Source organism: Flavobacterium marginilacus, assembly GCF_026870155.1.
Classification (GTDB): domain Bacteria; phylum Bacteroidota; class Bacteroidia; order Flavobacteriales; family Flavobacteriaceae; genus Flavobacterium; species Flavobacterium marginilacus.
In genome coordinates, this window is the sequence record NZ_CP113975.1 from 3492529 (window position 1) to 3509200 (window position 16672).

The window sequence follows — 16672 nt, forward strand, 5'->3', positions numbered from 1 at the left end:
AAAGCTCACTCTTTCGAGAACCATTTTGTATAATCTTAATTAATTTGAGATTTAACAAAAAGATTTAAACAATTGAATTAGTAAACAGGTACAAAATTATTGAAAAAAATCTTTCTCTCAAATAAAAATAATCCATAAAAAACAAAATAAATCGACAAATAACATTATTTACAATTTCATTGTAAGTTATTTGTTCTTTTCGTTAGGGATTATACAAAAAAAGAGAAATCCACAAAAAAAGGAACCATTAAATGATTCCTCTTTTTTTTATGAATTTACAATAAGCAAACATTGTTTTAATTCTGGTTTTTCGACAGTGAAGTCAAACAGCCACTCTCTTAATTGATCCAACTCAAAAGGGAGCAGTGTTCGAATCGCTTTTTCTAATTCTTTACAGAAAAGTACTGGGTCAAAACTTACTCTTTCTAACACAGACTTTGTGTATTCAAACATTATTTTAGACATAATAAATTAAGATTTTGGGGTTATATCTTGATTTTAACGTGATGTAAAAATACATTTTTTTTTAAATACAAATACTTATTTTAACACAGAAATAATAAAATTACATCGATTTCGCGACAGAACCCAGCAATCATAAGACCTACAGAAAAAATCATTTTCTAGCTCTGAACATTTCTCTTTTCCCTGGAGGGCCGGCAAGCTTTTCGACAGTAAACCCAGCTTCAATCATATTTCTTTTAATAACGCCTCTTGCGGCGTAAGTTACTAGTACAGAATCTTTTTTTAATGCCTTAAACATTCTATTAAATACATCAGCACTCCACAATTCGGGCTGCACACGATAACCGAAAGCATCAAAATAAATCAAATCAAATTTTTCAACATCATTAATGTCTTCAAAAAACTGCTTTCTTTTGGTTAAAGAAAATTTTTCAGACAAATCATTTTTTTCTTCCCAGTTTACTGCATGCATTTTATCAAAAATCTCTTTATTATCCAAAGCTTTCAATTCCTTTGGATAATTCATAGATTTTAACTCATCATCAGAAATAGGATATGCCTCTGCTCCTGTATAATCAATTGTCTGCCCTAATTTTTGAGCTTCCAAAAAAGTAATGAAGGCATTCAGTCCGGTTCCAAAACCAATTTCCAAAATGGTGACTTTCTGATCTGGAAACAAAGCCAGTCCATTTTTGATAAATACATGTTTAGCTTCCTGTATTGCTCCATGCTTAGAATGATAACATTCATCCCAATCTTTTATATGAATTGTTGTAGAACCATCGGAGGTACGGATAATTTCTCTTTCCAAAGTATTGTTTTTGAGTTAGCATAGCATTTCAGACCGCTATATTGCTTTCAAAATTAAATAAAAGAATTTCTTATCGTTATCTAAAAACGGTATTTTTTATATATTCAGCAGAATTTAACACCTTTTTTTAAATAAAATTATACAATAAATAAATCACAGTTAAAGACCATAATTAATGCTTTTTTGACAACTATTTATCTGATTTTTATTTAATTTTGCAATCACCAATAAAAGGATGCAGAAAACTTTCTCTACTGCAGACCATTTATTAGCTAAACAATCCTTTTTTTAATATATAAGCAATAATTATGAGTACCACTCAAACTAACAAAATTGAAACAATAAAAGCTGCTACTACAAAAATAAATGATGTTGATTTTGATCATTTAAGCTTTGGAGCTGTATTTACAGATCATTTATTAGAATGCGATTACATTAATGGAGAATGGCAGCAGCCTGTCATTAAGCCTTATGCACCGCTTTTACTTGATCCGTCTGCAAAAGTGTTTCATTATGGCCAAGCCATTTTTGAAGGTATGAAAGCTTACAAAGATGACAACAATGATATCTGGCTTTTTAGACCAGATGAAAATTACAAACGTTTTAATTCTTCTGCAGTACGTATGGCTATGCCGGAAGTACCTGAATTTGTCTTCATTGAAGGTTTAAAACAATTATTAAAATTAGATGAAGCTTGGGTAAAAAACGGAAACGGAAGCACTATGTACATCAGACCATTTATGATTGCTACTGGAGCCGGAGTTGTCGCTAACCCGTCTGAAGATTATAAATTCATGATATTATTATCTCCTGCAAAAGCATATTATTCCGGAGAAGTAAAAGTATTAATCGCTGAGCATTTCAGCAGGGCTGCAAACGGAGGTATTGGTGCTGCAAAAGCTGCCGGTAATTATGCCGGTCAATTCTACCCAACTAGTTTAGCAAACAAAGAAGGATTCCAGCAGGTAATATGGACTGACGACGCGACTCATACTAAACTAGAAGAAGCAGGCACAATGAATGTGTTCTTTAGAATAAATGACACTTTACTGACTGCTCCTGTAAGTGAAAGAATCTTGGATGGTATCACTAGAAAAAGTCTTATTGATATGGCCAAAAAAGAAGGAATTAATGTAGAGGTTCGTCCTGTATTAGTTTCTGAACTGGTTGAAGCTTCTCAAAAAGGAACTTTAAAAGAAATTTTTGGAGCTGGTACTGCTGCAGTAGTAAACCCAATTGCAGGCTATTCATATAAAGAAGTTTATTATGAACTGCCTAAAATCGAAAACTCTTTTGCTGGTCTATTAAAAGAAAAATTAACAAGCCTTCAAAACAAATTAACTGAAGATACTTTTGGCTGGACTGTTAAAGTATAGAAAAGCTACTGAGTAACTAGTTGCTAAGTTTAAAGTTTTTTTTAGTTTAAGGTTTAAAGTTGCACTAAACAGCAACTTTAAACCTTATTTTTTTTAAAATTTTAAAACTTAGATCCTAAGAAACTTAGAAGCTCAGAAACTTTATAAAAGTAATTTAGAAAAATCTGGTTTAAAATAATTAGGGCCTTTCATTACTTTTCCGTCTTCACGGTAAATAGGATTTCCATCTTCACCTAATTTACTCATATTAGAACGCTGAATTTCATCAAATACTTCTTCAATTTTATGTTGCAGCCCGTGTTCGATAATAGTTCCGCAAAGGATATACATCATGTCCCCGAGAGCATCGGCAATTTCTACCAAGTCATTATTTTGAACTGCCTCCAGATATTCTTCGTTTTCCTCTTTCATTAAATTATAGCGGAGTATATTTTTAACCTCGCCCAGACTGGCAATCGGCGTTTCGCTGTGTCCAATTCTAAATGCTGTGTGAAATTCCTTTACAGCGTTGATTTGTTTTTGCATCCTTTGACTTGTTATTGATTTGAAATGGAAAATTAACAACTATTTCTAAACTATTGACTAAATTTGCAGAAAATTTTCAACATGTTCAGTAAAGGTCAATTACTATTTGCACTCTGTTTTTTTATCGCATTTGTTATAACAATGGTATTTGCTTATCGAAAAGACGCCAGCTTACATAAAGTTTTTTACAAAGGAAATTATAAAATCCTAATTGGTTTCCTGGCATTTATCGGACTCCTATTTGTTATCAAAATTTACTTTAAGCATTAAAAAAAGATTCTAAGTTTGCTAAGACACTAAGCTTCTAAGTTTTTTCAAACATTGAAGACTTAAAGCAGCAGCAAACTCAGAATCTTAGAAACTTAAATACTAGTTTTCTAACGGCAGAAAACCATATTTTTTAGAATACTGCAGCATTTGTTCTGCAAATGTTTTTGGCTGTTCTATTCCTATCGAGATGATTTGTCCTTTAGCATTTAATTTTGGAACCAAAACAGGATTCACAAAACCGCTGTAAGGAGCATCCGGGAACTGTTTATTGCGTTCTAAAATTTCGGCATGCAGTTTTTGATCCACTTTTACTCCGTATGTTTCTACCAATGCTTTTCCAGCTTCAAAATCACCTTCAGATTTAATTCGCTGTACTTCTTTCAACAACTGCCCAAATAAATCGTGTAATTTTTCGTAATCGGTAATATTGAAATAGGTTTTACCATCTCGGGTAATTTTTTCGATAACATTATCATTTTTGCCTTTTTCAAAAACCCAGGCACTTACCCACTGACGGTTCCTCATGTGAGCTTCCTCAATATTAGCACCTAATTCCAAACGAACTAACTGTGTCATTAATCCATTACGGATATAGCTGTCATAACACTGCATACCTAATTCTTTCCAATTGTCTGTCAATCCAATTTCCTGAATTTTTGGACTGTATAAATAATATAATCCCACTAAATCAGCCCTTCCTTCTTCTAGTGTCGAAGAATAATTTTTTAAGGTTTCTTTTGGAGTTCCAACACCCGGATTGATTTGTCCTGATGCATGACCTACTACTTCATGCAGAGAAGTATGCAGTTTACTTCCCAATTCACCATATTTTTCAGCCAGTCTAATTTCTTCAGCATCATTAGCAAACTCTTGCAATCTTCCCTTTCCTCCTGCTTTAGAATAAGCGTCAATAATATTTCCAAGTGAAACCGATTTAGAACCATGTTCTGCACGAATCCAATCTGCATTTGGTAAATTCACCCCAATTGGAGTGCTTGGTGATGAATCTCCTGATTCTCCAGCAACAATAACCGTTTTATACGAAACACCTACTACCTTTTTCTTTTTATGTTCTGGTGCCAATGGAGAATTATCCTCAAACCACTGGGCATTGCTTGACACTACTTCCATTTTTTTGGACATGTCAAAATCCTTAATCTGAACTATGCCCTCATAAGAACCTCTGTACCCTAAAGGATCATTATACACTTCTATAAAACTGTTGATGTAATCAATATTACCTTCTGTAGCACTTAACCAAGCAATATTGTAATCATCCCAAGTTTTGAGATCTCCAGTTTTATAATATTTAATCAAAAGACCAATGGCATCGCCCTGTTTTTTATTCTCGGCTGCTTTTTGTGCTTTTTCAAGCCAATAAATAATTTTATCAATCGCTGCTCCATACATACCGCCGCTTTTCCAGACTTTTTCTTCCAATTGACCATTATAATTGCGGACCAATTTAGAATTCAAACCAAAAGAATACGGCTTTTTAGGATCTGGACTCTTTTTATTAGCATAAAATGCTTCAACTTCTTTCTGAGTAATTCCTTTATCATAGAAATTAATTGCAGAACCTTCAAGCAATCCTTTTGAAGCATCAAGATTTACTTTTTTGGAATCAGCATCATTGAATAAAATGGCAGTGATTTCAGGAGATAATTCCGTTTTTGTAGCTGCTAACAAAGTATTAAAATAATTTATAGAAAAATCCGGTTTAATTTTATCATTGGAATAATGATGATGAATCCCGTTAGAGAACCAGACTCTTTTCAGATAAATTTCAAAATTCTTCCAATCAGCAGTACTTTTGTCTCCTTTGTAATTTTGGTAAATATTTTCTAATGCTTTTCGTATTTTCAAATTGTATTTATAATGCTGATCCCACATTATATCCCGTCCTGAATTTCCTGCCTGCGTTAGATAATAAACTAACTCCTGTTCTTTCAAGCTAAGGTTTTCCCAACCAGGAATTTGATATCTCAAAACTTTTATATCAGAGAACTGTTCTACGAAAAAGTCGAAAGGCACATTTTCATCTGATTTTGCTGGTGCTTTTTTATCATTTTGCGCAGTGCCGATAACTGAAACCGTAAAAGCCATGAAAAGACCTATAGTTTTAACTAATTTCATTTTTATTTTTTTTAGATGTTAAACAAATAAATACATAACAAATATACATATTCTTTAAACAAACAATAAAAACAAAGCACTTAATAATTATTAATTTACACATTTCTCAACTTCTAACGATCCGAATATTTCTCCACGCATACTATCACAAAACTATTTGACGTTTTAAATAATTATAATGGTATTTTCTACACAATAAACGATAATGACCTCTTAATCACGTTAACATTTTATGAATTGATGTTGTAGTATAATTAATTTAATTTCTAACTTTACAGCAGCAAAAACACTAAACCTATTATGAGAATTATCAAATATCTTTTTCTTTTATTTCTATTAAGCCTTGTTGCGCTTACAATATATATTGCAACGCAAAAAGGAAATTTTACAGTAGAAAGCAGTAAAGTAATCAATTCTCCAAAGGCCAGCGTTTTTAACTATGTTAATGATTATAAAAACTGGCCTAAATTTAGTTCTTGGATTTCCGAAGATCCATCAATCAAACCGTCTTTTTCTCCAACCACAATTGGCAGAGGAAGTACATTTACTTGGGAAAGATCTAATAATACAGGTAACATCGAAACTTTATACACCAAAGGCAATGACAGCATTGTTCAGAAAATGGAGTTTGACGAAACTTCTTCAGATGTATATTGGAGTTTCAAAGACACTGTAGGCGGCACAAAAGTAACTTGGAAATCAGTAGGAAAAATGGATTTTATGCTGAAAGTGAGTTCCTTTTTTAACCTTGGCACAAAAAACACTTTATCCAAAGTCTATAATAAAAGTTTAGCAAATCTTGACAAAACCCTTGATTTTGAAAATTCTGCATTTAGCATAAAAATAAACGGAATTGTAAAAAAACTAGAAACATACTACTTAAGACAGTCATTCACCAGTAAAATTTCTGATATCACTAAAAACGCCAATGCTGTTTTTCCAAAAATCATTGCTTTCTGCACACAAAATAACATTGACCAAAACGGAAAACCTTTTATCATTTACAAAACTTACGATACTATCAAAGATTTGGCTAAAGTTTCATTTTGTATTCCGATTAAAGAACAAATTTTCACTAGTGACGGAAGTGATATACTTTCTGGGAAATTAGTTGCTTTTGAAGCATTAAAAACTAGTCTAACGGGAAATTACACTTATAAAAACAAAGCATTAGCCGAGACGACAGCATATACTACAGCAAAACAAATCCAAATTGGCAGTACTTTTTCACATTTAGAAATTTTCACTAAAGGCAAAAATGAAAACTTAAGCCCATCAAAATGGCTGACAGAAATTTATTTTCCAATAACGCCAAAAAATACAGCACCGCCTGTAGTATACAAAAAAGCAGTGAACGACAGTCTGGTTCCTCAGCATAAAACAAAAAAACAGGACAGCGAATTTGATTTTTAAAATAAATTTAAATTCAGATTAAACCTTTTCTGTTTATTCGCATCAAAGTTTAAAACAAAACAAATTGCAGGACGAAAAGGAATTTATTTTTAGTCTATTGAATCCGCAGACGCAGAATCTAGCGTTTCAAAAACTCATGCAGGATTATCAAAAACCATTGTATAATCATGTCCGAAACATTGTTTTAAATCATGATGATGCTGATGATGTTCTGCAGAACACTTTTGTAAAAGTATTTCAGAATTTAAAAAACTTTAAAGGCGAAAGCAAGCTTTTTACCTGGATGTACCGCATTGCTACCAATGAAGCTTTGACTTTTTTGAGTCAAAAAGCAAAAAAAAGCGGGATATCATCTGCTGAATTACAAAATAAAGCAATTGACAATTTGAAAGCTGATATTTATTTTGACGGAAATGAAATCCAGATAAAATTGCAGAAAGCAATTGCCGAATTACCGGAAAAACAGCAGTTAGTTTTTAAAATGAAATATTTTGAAGATTTAAAATATGAAGAAATATCAGAAATATTAGGAACATCGGTAGGCGCATTAAAAGCATCCTATCATCATGCCGTAAAAAAAATAGAAACTTTTGTAACAACCAATTAAACCTTTGTTAAAAAAACAAGTCCAATACCCATTATGAAATGACAAAAATAAATATTTGATAGCCCCAAAACACAAAAAATGTTATCACTTATCCATAAATTTCATTAAAAATATTACAACATGACACCATTTAAATTAGATAACTCAGCAAAAATAGAATCAGGTTTTAAAACCCCTGATAACTACTTTGAAAATTTCCAAGCAGTGTTAATTGAGAAATTAGCTAATGAACCAATTGCTCAGGAAACAAAAGTTATATCTATTTTTAGGAGAAGAAAAACAGTTCTTTTTGCGGTTGCAGCAGTTTTTGCAATTGCCTTAATGATTCCAATAGCATACCAATCGTACTCAAAAAGCAAAGATCTTGACGCTGCAACTATTGAAAACTATTTAACTGAAGAAGGACATATAAATCAGGACGAAATAATAAGCGAAATTGAACCTGAAAGCAATATTATCCTTGATACAAAAGAAATCGAAACTCAAACATTAGAAGATATGCTGGCATCAAACCCTAACATTGAAAATCTTGTAATTGAAAATTAAACTTAATACTCTTCAAAATAAATACACTCAAAACACAGAAACCATGGACTTAAAAAAAATACTCCCTATACTTTTTCTGTTTTTATCTTTTAATTTTTATGCTCAAAATGAAAATTTTAAAGATAAAAAAGAGCAGATCAGAGCAATGAAAGTCGCATTTTTTACTACCGAACTTGATCTTACATCAAGCGAAGCTGAAAAATTCTGGCCAATTTACAACACTTTTGATGACAGACAATTTGAATTAAGACATCAAAAAATGAAAAATTATTTCAAAAGAATGCAGGGCGACAATCTTGATAAATTATCAGAGAAAGAAGCCAGTGCCATTTTAGATCAGATTCAGGACAATGAAGAAGATTTATACAACTTACGAAAAAAATTCATGACAAATTTAAAAGACGTACTACCTTCGATTAAAATATTAAAATTGAAAAAAGCAGAAGAAGATTTCAACAGAAAACTGTTGCAGCAATATAAAGACAAAGGTTCCAATAAATAAATTAGTTGTTAATTCAGAAATTCCCGTTTTATAATAGATTTATAAAACGGGAATTTTTATTTAAAACGAATACGGATCATTTTATTCTGGCCGGCAGCGATTGCCGTACTTTCATTAATAAACCTGATTGTATACAAACTTGGATCTTTACTAAATTGAATCCAGCTGGCTCCGCCGTCTGATGAATAATAAAGTCCGGATGCTCCGACAGTTACTATTCCCTTTCCACTGCTTTTAGGAACATACTGTACGCAGTAAGCATATCCAAAACCCTCATTATCAGAGATTAGCTTCCAGGTTTTTCCGCAGTCATCTGTTATCGCTTTATTATTAAAATTCTGATTCAGGATTTCATAGTTACCACCTGAAACAAAACCATTTTTCTCATCATAAAAATCTGCCGTGAAAATTCCGGTCATTTGTTTACCTTCAGCAATAGGAGTCTGATAACTGCTCCAAGAATCTCCTTTATCAGAGGAATAAAAAACTCTGGATTTCTTTCCTCCCGAGACAACCCAGGTGTTTTTTCCTTTAATAATAACATTTGTATTGCTGGCTGCAAAATGTGCCTCTCCGTCAAAAACTTCAGGAAGTTTACTTTCTGGTATTTTATTCCAAGTAAAACCACCGTCAATTGTTTTCAATAAGCAAAGATGATTAGTCAAAGGATCTCCTATCGCAATTCCTTCTTTATTATTCCAAAACTGCATACTGTCGTAAAAAACTTTTTCATTTCTTTCTTGGTAAACTAATTTGATACTTTTTGCATCTTTCTTAATTTGGTACAATAAAGCAGGGTTTGCCACACTAAGTATGTATATAAAATTGTCTGTTTTGGCAATACTCCGAAACTCCATTTTTAGAGTATCCTCGACAATCTTATTTTCAATTTTTTTATTCAATTTTAAATCATAATATCCATAGCGGTTTTTATCAGCGGCATACCAAACTTTACCGCCATCCATCACAATTGCCCTTATACTTATTTTATCCTGGAAAAGAGTATCAATTTTGACTGTACTAAAACCTTTTTGATTGATTTTATTTTTATTTAAATCTTGAGCCTGAGCAAAATGCAATCCGCTAAAAAACAATAAACTAAAAAATACTTTATTCATCATAACTCAATATTTTTAATCATACTTATAATTTTATTTTAAGATCCGCCACTAGTAATCACTATTTCTGGCACAGTTGTTGTTAAGATAATAATACGAACAATTTAAATTAAAAAGCCATGAAAACCAAAATACAATTAGCCACAATTATCGCTGCTTTTTTTGCCTTTCAAATGAGCGCACAAAATAGAACTACAATAAATGCGATGAATTCAGATATTAGTGATAATCTTGATTTAACAGCTGTATCTTCTATTTTTGGTGAATCTCAAAACTTAAGTGATTTTGAAAGACGCTTAAATGATCCTAAACTTCAAATTTCAAATTTAGACTTAAATAATGACAATCAGGTAGACTATTTAAGAGTAATCGAATCTGTAGAAAACAATACTCACATAATTATCATCCAATCAATACTTGGCCGTGATTTATACCAAGATATAGCAACAATAGAAGTTGAAAAAGACAGAAGCAATAAAATTTCTATTCAAATTGTTGGAAACGCATACATTTATGGTCAAAACTATATTTACGAGCCTCAATATTGCTTAACTCCGCAGATTTATGCATCATTTTGGGCTAGTTATTACCGTCCTTACTATTCAGCTTGGACATGGAATTTTTATCCAAGTTTCTATATTGCATGGAACCCATATTCAGTTTACAGATACAGACAAAATGTTTATGGATGTGTAAATTATCACAACACTTATAATTATGTAAATTACAGAAGATGCTATCGTGCACCAGCAATTTACACTTCATACAGCTGTAACAGTTACGAAAGAAGATATCCTAACTATGCCTTTTCAAGAAGAAACAGCAGTTATTCCAATCATTATGATTTAAATCAAAGAAGATACAGCAATAGTACCAGAAATGAAACTGCTTATTCAAGAAGCAGTACTAATTACAATAATTATCAAAGAGATTATTCTCAAAACAGAACAAGTTATTCGAGAGCAGCAAATAGACCAATTATTGAATATCAAAGAGATTATTCTCAAAACAGAACAGACTCTCCAAGAACAGTAACAACTCAAAGATCTGAACCTCAAAGAGATTACAGTCAAAACAGAGGAAACACTTCTAGAGAAAATTATTCTCAAAGAGATTATAATCAAAATATGGCTGGTACATCAAGAGAAAACAATGTTCAAAGTGACTATTCTCAAAACAATAACAATGTTCAAAGAGAAAATAGAATTCAAAACATGAATAACTCGTCAAGAGAAAACAATTCTCAGAGAGCAGAGCCGCAAAGAGACTATTCTCAAAACAGAAACAGTGCTCCTAGAGAAAATAATATGCAGAGAGAAAACAACAGCTCTCAAAGATCTGAATCACAAAGAAATAACGATTACACCTCAAGAGGCAGCAATAGAAGAATTTAAAAACAAATATAGAAACAGCAAAGAGGCTTAATATTAACATATTAGGCCTCTTTTATTATTTTAACACATAAGTCCTTTTTTTTTATTGAAAAGTAGTAAATTTGAGCCGTTTTTATAAAATCATTAGATGAGCGCAACGCACAAAGACCTCCATAGCAAATTGACTTTGGGAGGTTTATTAATTTCTTTGGGAATTATTTATGGAGACATTGGTACTTCTCCATTATACGTAATGAAAGCCATACTTGGCGAATATGTCATTAATGCTGATATTGTTTTAGGAGGTGTATCCTGTGTGTTTTGGACACTAACACTGCAGACAACAATTAAATACGTACTCATAACATTAAGTGCTGATAACCATGGAGAAGGCGGAATTTTTGCTTTATATGCCTTGGTTAAAAAAACAAAAATTAAATGGCTGATAGTCCCCGCAATTATTGGAGGAAGTGCCTTACTCGCTGACGGAATCATTACTCCCCCTATCTCCGTATCGTCAGCAGTAGAAGGAATGAGAAGTTATTTTCCGCACATAAACACCGTGCCTATTGTTATTGGCATTTTGGTGATTCTATTTACTATTCAGCAATTTGGAACTAAACTAGTTGGTAAATTTTTTGCACCAATGATGCTTATCTGGTTTTTAATGCTCGCCATTGTAGGTGTTAATCAAATCTCCTTACATCCGGAAGTTTTCAAAGCCATTAATCCATATTATGCTTACCATTTATTAAGCATACATCCAGAAGGTTTTTTTGCATTAGGTTTTGTATTTCTATGTACAACTGGGGCTGAAGCTTTATATTCAGACATGGGGCATTGCGGAAGAAAAAACATTAGAATAAGCTGGATTTTTGTGAAATCAGCTCTGGTTTTAAATTATTTCGGACAGGCAGCCTATTTAATACACCACGAGGGAGTAACATTACAATCTTTAGGAGGTGATTTTGCTAATCCATTCTACTTGATAATGCCATTATGGTTCAAGCCCTTTGGAATTGTTATTGCAACAATGGCTGCAGTAATTGCATCTCAAGCCCTTATCTCTGGCTCTTTCACTTTAATCAATGAGGCAATGCGATTAAGTTTTTGGCCAAAAGTCAGAATCAAATATCCTACAGAACTTAAAGGACAGCTATACATCCCTTCAATAAACTGGTTATTGCTTATTGGCTGTATCGGAATTGTACTTCATTTTGAAGAATCCAGCAATATGGAACATGCTTATGGCCTGGCTATTATCTTATGCATGATAATGACCACTATATTATTGAACTTTTACTTAATAATGAAACGTGTAAAATGGTACTTTTTTGTACCGTTGATTACCATTTACCTATCTATCGAATTGAGTTTCCTAGCAGCAAATGTTACTAAATTCAGTGAAGGCGGTTACGTAACTCTTTTGATTGCCATGATTCTTATTGGTGTAATGACAATTTGGTACAGAGCTAAACAAATTAATAAAAACTACACCAAATTTGTAAAAATCGATGACTACAAAAAAGTCCTCAGCGAATTGAGTTCTGACTTATCAATTCCAAAATATGCTACACATTTGGTTTACATGACTAATGCTAACCGCAGTGATGAAATAGAGGAAAAAGTAATGTTTTCTATCCTGCAGAAAAGACCCAAAAGAGCCGATATATATTGGTTTGTTCACGTAAATATCGTATCAGAACCTTATAAAACCGAATACAAAGTAAGAGAAATTCTTAAAGACGATTTATACAGAGTTGATTTCAATCTAGGATTTAGAGAACCTACCAAAATCAACCTGATGTTCAGAGAAGTAATCAAAGACATGGTAAAAAATGGTGAAGTAGACATTACCAGCAGATATGAATCTCTAAACAAAAACAACATTATTGGCGATTTTAAATTTGTACTATCCGAGAAATTTTTATCACCAGACAGTGATTTATTATGGCATGAAAAATTAATCATGAACTCTTATTTCTTAATTAAAAAACTAAGCTTGTCAGAAGAAAGCGCTTTTGGTTTAGACAGCAGTTCTGTAAAAATAGAAAAATTCCCAATGGTCCTTCATCCGCCGGAAAATATTGGACTAACCAGAATCTTCGTTAAAAACTAAAAACTTCAAAACACTGTTCTCTAAACAGTGTTTTTTTTGTTTAAAATTTAAAATTTGGTTTTGACCAATAAATAGTACCTTTGCATTTCAATTATTCAAAATGAGATTACACAGAAATTTAGTTTATACCACTATCGATGCACTCAACGCTATTTTCAACGAAGGAGAATATGCAGATAAAGTAGTAGCAAGATCCCTTAAAAAAGACAAACGCTGGGGAAGTTCCGATAGAAAATTTGTTGCAGAAACTATCTACGAAATCGTACGCTGGAAAAGATTATATGCTGAAATTGCCGAAGTAAAAGAGCCTTACGACAGAGACAATCTATGGAGAATGTTCTCTGTCTGGGCAGTTTTAAGAGGTTATCCAATTCCAGACTGGAGACAATTAGAAGGAACTCCTGAAAGAAAAATAAAAGGCCGCTTTGATGAACTTTCAAAAACAAGAGCTCTAAAAGAATCTATTCCGGACTGGATGGACGAATTAGGCGTAAAAGAATTAGGAGAAAAAGTTTGGGCTACCGAAATTGCTGCCCAAAACCAGCCTGCCAAAGTAATTTTGAGAGTAAACACACTTAAAACTACCAAAGAGAACTTAAGAGCGATTTTGATGGATTTAAACATCGAAACGGAATTCTTAAAAGATCAGCCAGACGCTTTAGTCCTAAAAGAGAGAGCTAACGTTTTCCTAACTGATGCTTTCAAACAAGGTTTTTTTGAAGTTCAGGATGCCAATTCACAATTAGTTGCGCATTTTCTGGATGTAAAGCCAGGTATGCGCGTAGTTGATACCTGTGCGGGTGCTGGAGGAAAGACACTGCATATCGCTTCTTTGATGGAAAACAAAGGACAATTGATTGCAATGGATTTGTACGAAAGTAAATTAAAACAGCTGAAACTTAGAGCAAAAAGAGACGGCGCTTTTAATATTGAATACCGTATTATTGATTCTACAAAAGTGATTAAAAAACTTCACGAGAGAGCAGACAGAGTATTAATTGACGCCCCATGCAGCGGATTAGGAGTTCTTAAAAGAAATCCGGATTCTAAATGGAAACTACAGCCGGAATTCATCGATAACATCCGAAAAGTTCAATCTGAAGTATTAGAAAGTTATTCTAAAATTGTAAAACCGGGAGGGAAATTAGTATATGCAACCTGTTCTATTTTACCATCAGAAAATCAGGAACAGGTCCAAAAATTTCTAACAACCGAAATTGGAAAACAATTCAATTTCATAGAAGACAAAAAAATACTGGCCTCAGAATCAGGTTTTGACGGCTTTTATATGGCTTTATTAGAACGCAAAGAGTAATTTTTTTAATAACAATTACAAAAATCAATAGCAATTACAAAGCATAAAAAAACTCCAATTTCAAATTTGAAATTGGAGTTTTTTATTTTTAATTTTCAAAATTAAACTTTGAAATTGATTTTCTCTTAATCATTCATCGAGATTAAAAACTCATCATTATTTTTGGTTTCTTTGAAACGGTCATTTATAAGAGTCATCGCTTCAACCGGATTCATATCTGAAAGCATTTTTCGCATAATCCACATTCTCTGTAATGTTTTCTGATCCAATAATAAATCATCACGTCTTGTACTAGACGATGTTAAATCAATGGCAGGGAATATACGTTTGTTAGCAATCTTACGGTCTAACTGCAATTCCATGTTTCCAGTTCCTTTAAATTCTTCAAAGATCACCTCATCCATTTTAGAACCTGTTTCAGTCAGAGCTGTAGCAATAATACTTAAAGATCCGCCATTTTCTACATTACGGGCGGCTCCAAAGAAACGTTTTGGTTTTTGCAGCGCATTAGCATCAACACCACCGCTTAAAACCTTTCCAGAAGCAGGCTGTACTGTATTGTAAGCTCTAGCCAATCTCGTTATTGAGTCTAACAAAATAACAACATCATGACCGCATTCTACCAAACGTTTTGCTTTTTCAAGGACGATATTGGCAATTTTTACGTGTTCTTGCGGCTCTCTGTCAAATGTAGAAGCAATTACTTCACCACGAACACTACGCTGCATATCTGTAACTTCTTCTGGACGCTCATCTATCAGTAAAACGATCAAATAAATTTCTGGATGGTTTGCTGCAATTGCATTAGCAATTTCTTTCAGCAGCATTGTTTTACCTGTTTTAGGCTGTGCTACAATCATCCCTCGCTGTCCCTTTCCTATTGGAGAAAACAAATCTATAATTCTGGTTGAAATAGTACTTTGTTTTTCGGCTAATTTAAATTTTTCAGAAGGAAAAACCGGAGTTAGATGCTCAAAAGAAACTCTGTCGCGAACGACTTGCGGATCATGTCCGTTAATTTTTAAAACACGAACAAGAGGAAAAAATTTCTCACCTTCTTTTGGAGGACGAACCACACCTTTTACAGTATCACCAGTTTTTAAACCAAATAAGCGAACCTGAGATGTAGATAAATAGATATCATCAGGAGAAGCTAAATAATTATAATCAGAAGAACGCAGAAAGCCGTAACCATCAGGCATCATTTCAAGAACACCTTCACTTTCTATAATTCCGTCAAATTCAAAATCGGCATCTTTAAAATTGCTTTTTTTGTTTTTAAAATTTGGATTTTGGCTGGGATTTTGGTTTTGGTTTTGGTTCCCGTTTTGATTCTGATTTGGATTTCCATTTGGATTGGAATTTCCGTTTGGATTTGGACCTATTTTATTTGGATTCTGACCTTTTTTATTTAACTGATTTGCTTCGTCAGTCCGCTTGCGCTCGTGTGGATTTATTTTTTTTTCAGGAACAGTATTCTCTGTTTTTTCAGCCACTGCTTCCGAATTAGAATCTGATACTGCTTCTTCTACATTCGCAACTTCTTTTAAAGCTTCTTTTTCTTTCTGCAAAGCGATCTTCTTCTCGTATGCTGACTTACTGAATTTTACAGCTTTTACTTCTTTTACATCATTATCAGAGACAACTGCTTCTTTACCCGCATCTGCATTTGTTTGATCTGCATTTTTTGCTACAGCTTTAACTTTTTTCTCTGAAGTAATCTGTATTTCAGCACTTTCCTTTTCCTCTTCATTTTCAAACAAAACCGGAACATCATTTTTTGGATTTGCTGCTTTTTTTTCAGCAGCAATACGGGTTCTTTTTGGCTTCTGCTCATCAGCAGTATTCTCTTGAACAGATTCAACAGCAGAAGCTTGATGTTCTAAAATAAGACTAATTAAAGTATCTTTTTTTACACCAGTAAATTTAATAGTTTTAGCCTTTTTAGCTATTTCTTGAAGCTCAGTAAGCTTCAAATCTTTTAATACAGAAATATCAAACATGAAAGTTCTATGTGTTTAATTAATTTGGAAAATAATACAAAAGATTTTTAGGTAGTATCTTATTTTTAATGACCCGCAGTATGAAGTGCTTAC

Annotated in this window: 14 protein-coding genes; 8 read left to right on the plus strand and 6 right to left on the minus strand. The window is 32.8% G+C overall.

The genetic code is table 11. From position 1 onward, the window contains the following. Window positions 1-267: 267 nt before the first annotated feature. Window positions 268-465 (minus strand): hypothetical protein, encoded by a 198-nt coding sequence (locus tag OZP07_RS14450; protein ID WP_194639173.1) that lies wholly within the window; start codon window positions 463-465, stop codon window positions 268-270. Window positions 466-616: 151 nt separating this feature from the next. Continuing rightward, the gene (mnmC2, locus tag OZP07_RS14455) at window positions 617-1276 is read right to left on the minus strand and encodes a tRNA (5-methylaminomethyl-2-thiouridine)(34)-methyltransferase MnmC2 (protein ID WP_281635643.1); all 660 of its coding nucleotides are present in this window, start codon (window positions 1274-1276) and stop codon (window positions 617-619) included. 308 nt (window positions 1277-1584) lie between these two features. Between mnmC2 and OZP07_RS14460 the strand changes: the two genes are divergently transcribed. Beyond that, the gene (locus tag OZP07_RS14460) at window positions 1585-2652 is read left to right on the plus strand and encodes a branched-chain amino acid aminotransferase (protein ID WP_194639176.1); all 1068 of its coding nucleotides are present in this window, start codon (window positions 1585-1587) and stop codon (window positions 2650-2652) included. 141 nt (window positions 2653-2793) lie between these two features. Here OZP07_RS14460 and OZP07_RS14465 read toward each other — a convergent pair whose 3' ends face one another. Further along, entirely contained in the window at window positions 2794-3177 is a 384-nt protein-coding gene (locus OZP07_RS14465) for a pyrophosphohydrolase domain-containing protein (RefSeq protein ID WP_115809471.1), read from the minus strand. A 369-nt stretch (window positions 3178-3546) separates the two neighbouring features. Further along, complete coding sequence (locus OZP07_RS14475) at window positions 3547-5583, minus strand: dipeptidyl-peptidase 3 family protein (protein ID WP_194639178.1); 2037 nt, start codon at window positions 5581-5583, stop codon at window positions 3547-3549. Window positions 5584-5883: 300 nt separating this feature from the next. On the opposite strand from OZP07_RS14475, the gene OZP07_RS14480 reads away from it, so the two are divergent. From OZP07_RS14480 to OZP07_RS14495, 4 genes are all read left to right on the plus strand, one after another. Then, window positions 5884-6996, plus strand: coding sequence for an SRPBCC family protein (locus OZP07_RS14480; RefSeq protein ID WP_281635644.1), 1113 nt, complete (start codon window positions 5884-5886; stop codon window positions 6994-6996). A gap of 64 nt (window positions 6997-7060) precedes the next feature. Next, a complete protein-coding gene (locus tag OZP07_RS14485; RefSeq protein WP_281635645.1) occupies window positions 7061-7603 on the plus strand; it encodes an RNA polymerase sigma factor in 543 nt (180 codons plus the stop codon). 120 nt (window positions 7604-7723) lie between these two features. Beyond that, entirely contained in the window at window positions 7724-8149 is a 426-nt protein-coding gene (locus tag OZP07_RS14490; RefSeq protein WP_281635646.1) for a hypothetical protein, read from the plus strand. A 43-nt stretch (window positions 8150-8192) separates the two neighbouring features. After that, the gene (locus tag OZP07_RS14495) at window positions 8193-8651 is read left to right on the plus strand and encodes a sensor of ECF-type sigma factor (RefSeq protein WP_281635647.1); all 459 of its coding nucleotides are present in this window, start codon (window positions 8193-8195) and stop codon (window positions 8649-8651) included. A gap of 56 nt (window positions 8652-8707) precedes the next feature. On the opposite strand, the gene OZP07_RS14500 is transcribed toward OZP07_RS14495, so the two are convergent. After that, complete coding sequence (locus OZP07_RS14500; protein WP_349293640.1) at window positions 8708-9772, minus strand: oxidoreductase; 1065 nt, start codon at window positions 9770-9772, stop codon at window positions 8708-8710. Between the two features lie 116 nt (window positions 9773-9888). Between OZP07_RS14500 and OZP07_RS14505 the strand changes: the two genes are divergently transcribed. The 3 genes from OZP07_RS14505 (at window position 9889) to OZP07_RS14515 (ending at window position 14576) form a co-directional block, all read left to right on the plus strand. Beyond that, entirely contained in the window at window positions 9889-11163 is a 1275-nt protein-coding gene (locus OZP07_RS14505) for a hypothetical protein (RefSeq protein WP_281635648.1), read from the plus strand. A 127-nt stretch (window positions 11164-11290) separates the two neighbouring features. Next, complete coding sequence (locus tag OZP07_RS14510; RefSeq protein WP_281635649.1) at window positions 11291-13261, plus strand: KUP/HAK/KT family potassium transporter; 1971 nt, start codon at window positions 11291-11293, stop codon at window positions 13259-13261. A 100-nt stretch (window positions 13262-13361) separates the two neighbouring features. Next, window positions 13362-14576 carry an RsmB/NOP family class I SAM-dependent RNA methyltransferase gene (locus OZP07_RS14515; protein ID WP_281635650.1) on the plus strand — a complete coding sequence of 405 codons (1215 nt, stop codon included), beginning with the start codon at window positions 13362-13364 and terminating at the stop codon, window positions 14574-14576. A 125-nt stretch (window positions 14577-14701) separates the two neighbouring features. Here the strand turns inward: OZP07_RS14515 and rho are convergent, their stop codons facing one another. Beyond that, entirely contained in the window at window positions 14702-16579 is a 1878-nt protein-coding gene (rho, locus tag OZP07_RS14520; protein ID WP_281635651.1) for a transcription termination factor Rho, read from the minus strand. Window positions 16580-16672: the final 93 nt, after the last annotated feature.